Here is a 3,651-nt window from a genome sequence, read left to right as displayed (position 1 = left end):
AATCGTTTCTAACATCTTGCTAACAATTTCTTGGTACGCTTTTTGTCCCTTTGTGGAGCGGTAGTTGTAAGGAACCCCTCAGTATAATAAATCCCTCATTACTCTTGAAGGTCCATACCCATGCAACTATCCGCTATTCTCAAAGATTCCGACTATAAAATTGATCTATTTGCCAACTACATCGAACAACTTGAACAAACAATTATTGAAAAAGAGACCAAGAACGGAATAAATTATTATGTCTCTTGTCTTGTCCGTAAAAAAGAGATTAAACTAACTCCTGAAGAGATCGTGCGACAGCTTTATATTTATAAACTCCGTGATGAATATGGTTACGCCACTACACGAATGCACGTCGAGTATCCTGTCCATTTCGGGCGTGAGGTCAAACGTGCCGACATTGTCATTATGGATAAAATCCAACCTACCGTCCCTTACATCATCATCGAGGTCAAAAAACCCAAACTCAAAGACGGTAAAGAACAACTCAAAAGTTATTGTAATGCTACGGGTGCGACGATTGCAATATGGAGTAATGGGCTAGAGATTGCGTATTATCACCGTAAAGACCCTAACTATTTTGAGCCTATAACGGATATTCCCCAAAGTCATCAAGGGCTTAAAGACATTCTCCAAGAAGAATTTACCATCGAGGATTTGATTAAAAAAGACATCCTAAAAACCCAACGCCGAAGCCTCAAAAGTATCGTTCTTGATATGGAAGATGAAGTTTTAGCCAATGCGGGAGTGGATGTTTTTGAAGAAGTGTTCAAACTCATCTTTATCAAACTTTTTGATGAACTTCAAAACACCCGTAAGCTGACCAAAAATCTCGAATTTCGCAACTACGGTGAAAGTGACGGTGAACTCAAAGAAAAGATCGAAGGGATTTTTAGCAAAGCGAAAGAAGAATGGGGTGGTGTTTTTAACGAGGATGAAAAACTTCGCTTAACGCCCTCGCATCTTTCGGTGTGCGTATCGAGTCTCCAAGACGTGAAGCTTTTTAACTCCAATCTCGATGTTATCGATGATGCCTTTGAATATCTGGTCAACAAAACCGCCAAAGGGGAAAAAGGGCAATACTTCACCCCTCGCTACGTTATCGATATGGCGGTACAAATGCTCAACCCTACAGAATCCGAAACGATGATCGACACCGCCAGCGGTAGCTGTGGTTTTCCTATCCATACCGTGTTTGCCGTGTGGAAAAAAATCTATGCCGATATGGGGATCGAAGCATCGCACCTCTTTACCGCAGAGAGAAAAACCGATAGAGCATTGGAGTATGTCAAGAACAAAGTCTTCGGAATCGATTTCGACGAAAAGAGTGTCCGTGTATCACGTATGCTCAACATCATCGCAGGCGATGGTCACACCAATGTCCTCAATCTCAATTCACTCGATTATGACCGATGGGATGAGACGACCAAAGACGAAGATTGGCAGAATAGCTATTTCGAGGGGTGGAGACGGCTTAAAAAACTCCGCACCAACAAAGACTCCAATAAAGAATACGAATTTGATCTTCTTCTCGCCAATCCTCCCTTTGCAGGGGATATAAAAGAGAGCCGTATCCTCGCCAAATACGAACTGGGGAAAAATGCCGCAGGTAAATGGCAAACGAAAGTAGGACGGGACATTCTCTTTATCGAGCGTAACCTTGATATGCTCAAAAGCGGCGGGCGGATGGCAGTGGTGCTACCACAAGGGCGTTTTAACAACTCCAGCGACAAAAATATCCGTGATTTTATCGCTGAAAAATGCCGCATCCTCGCCGTCGTCGGAATACACGGCAATGTCTTTAAACCTCACACGGGGACGAAAACATCAGTCTTATTTGTGCAAAAATGGGACAAAGAGCTTTGCCCGAAACGAGAAGACTACCCCATCTTTTTTGCGACGATGAGAGAACCAAGCAAAGACAACAGCGGGGAAAAAATTTACGTCAAAAACGAGGATGGCACCCTTCGCCTCGATGCGCACGATCACTTGATTGTCAAACATGACCTCTTTAATCACGACGGACTCACCCAAGATGGTATCGCCGAAGCATTCGCCGAGTTTGCGAAAAAAGAGGGGTTGAGTTTTTACCCAAAGCCCTAAGCCCGTTTGATAGTGCCAAATATCAGGCATTATTGGATGGGCTGGAAGCAGTTGAATTGAATTTTTCTGATACTATAAATGATGCAGAAATTTTCAGACTAGATGCAGAGCATTATAAAAAAGAATATTTAGGAATTAAAAGAATTCTTGGCAATCACGAATGTGTTTTACTGTCTGAACTAGTAGTTCAAACTATTTCTACTGGGCATACACCATCAATGGCGAATGAAAAATTTTATGGTGGTGACATTAAGTTTATCAAGACAGATAACCTAAGAGATAATTTTATAAAGCCTGAATTTAATCATTATTTATCTGATCTTGGTAATCAAGAAATAAAACGTACTCAGCTTCAAGTAAATGATATTATTGTTACAATTATTGGAGCCACACAAGCGATTATCGGAAGAGCAACAAAAATAAATGAAGAAATTCTTCCTGCAAATATTAATCAAAACATAGCTTTAATACGAGTTGACTCAAAAAAAATAGTCCCTGATTACGTGAATATTTATCTGAACTCATTTTATGGCAGAAACTATCTTTATTATTTGTCTAGACAGACAGAGCAAGTTAATTTGAATTGTGAAGAACTTGGAAGACTGCAAATTCCTATTTTTTCAAATGATTTCCAAATACATATCGAAACCCTCGTAAAATCAGCGTATCAAAAACTCGAAGAGAGCAAAAAACTCTACTCCGAAGCCGAAGAACTCCTCCTCGAAGAGTTGGGACTAAACGATTTTACCCCTTCCAATGAGTGCGTCGCCGTTAAAAGCTTTAGCGAGAGTTTCGGGATGAGCGGACGACTTGATGCCGAATACTACCAGCTCAAATACGATGATATTATCGAAAGAATCAAAAGCTATCGGGGTGGATATTCCACTGTTTCAGAAGTATGTACACTTAATGATACGAATTTTACACCTAATGATAATGAAATATACAACTATATTGAACTTTCAAATATTGGCTTAAATGGTGAAATTAAAGGTTGCATGAGAGAAAAAGGTGCCGATCTCCCGACACGTGCTAGACGAAAAGTTAATACGGGTCAAGTTATTGTATCTTCAATCGAAGGGTCGCTACAAAGCATAGCAATTGTTAGTGCTGAATACAATAAAGCTTTGTGTTCAACAGGATTTTATGCAATTAATTCTAAGCAAATCAATAGTGAAACTCTTTTGGTTTTACTGAAAAATGAAGCCATGCAAGCGGTATTAAAAAAGGGATGCTCAGGAACAATTTTAACAGCTATCGGAAAAGATGAGTTTTTATCTATTCCCTTGCCTTTAATCGATGAAAAAGTGCAACAAATCATCGCTGAAAAAATCTCCGAAAGTTTTACGTTGAGAGCAAAGAGCAAACGATTACTCGAAGAGGCGAAAACGGCAGTTGAGAGAGCGATTGAGCAGGGAGAAACAATCTAAGGAGTTATGATGCAGAGTTTACGAGGATACGTTTCTCAAGAAGCATGGGATGCTGACCAAAAATCTTCAAAAAATCTTCAAATAATACCTCGTCATGCCGTACGTGATACGGCATCTT

At 40.1% G+C, this 3,651-nt stretch carries 2 protein-coding genes; both read left to right on the top strand.

The annotated features are described in order from the left end of the window. Nucleotides 1-120: 120 nt before the first annotated feature. Entirely contained in the window at nt 121-2,103 is a 1,983-nt protein-coding gene (locus JHC35_RS01570; RefSeq protein WP_295041627.1) for an N-6 DNA methylase, read from the top strand. 32 nt (nt 2,104-2,135) lie between these two features. Beyond that, complete coding sequence (locus JHC35_RS01565; protein ID WP_295041626.1) at nt 2,136-3,533, top strand: restriction endonuclease subunit S; 1,398 nt, start codon at nt 2,136-2,138, stop codon at nt 3,531-3,533. The last annotated feature ends 118 nt before the right edge of the window (nt 3,534-3,651 follow it).

The sequence above is a fragment of the Sulfuricurvum sp. genome, assembly GCF_022759005.1.
GTDB lineage: Bacteria > Campylobacterota > Campylobacteria > Campylobacterales > Sulfurimonadaceae > Sulfuricurvum.
The sequence above is the reverse complement of the archived record's forward strand: the minus strand, read 5'-3'. Positions and strand labels throughout refer to the sequence as shown.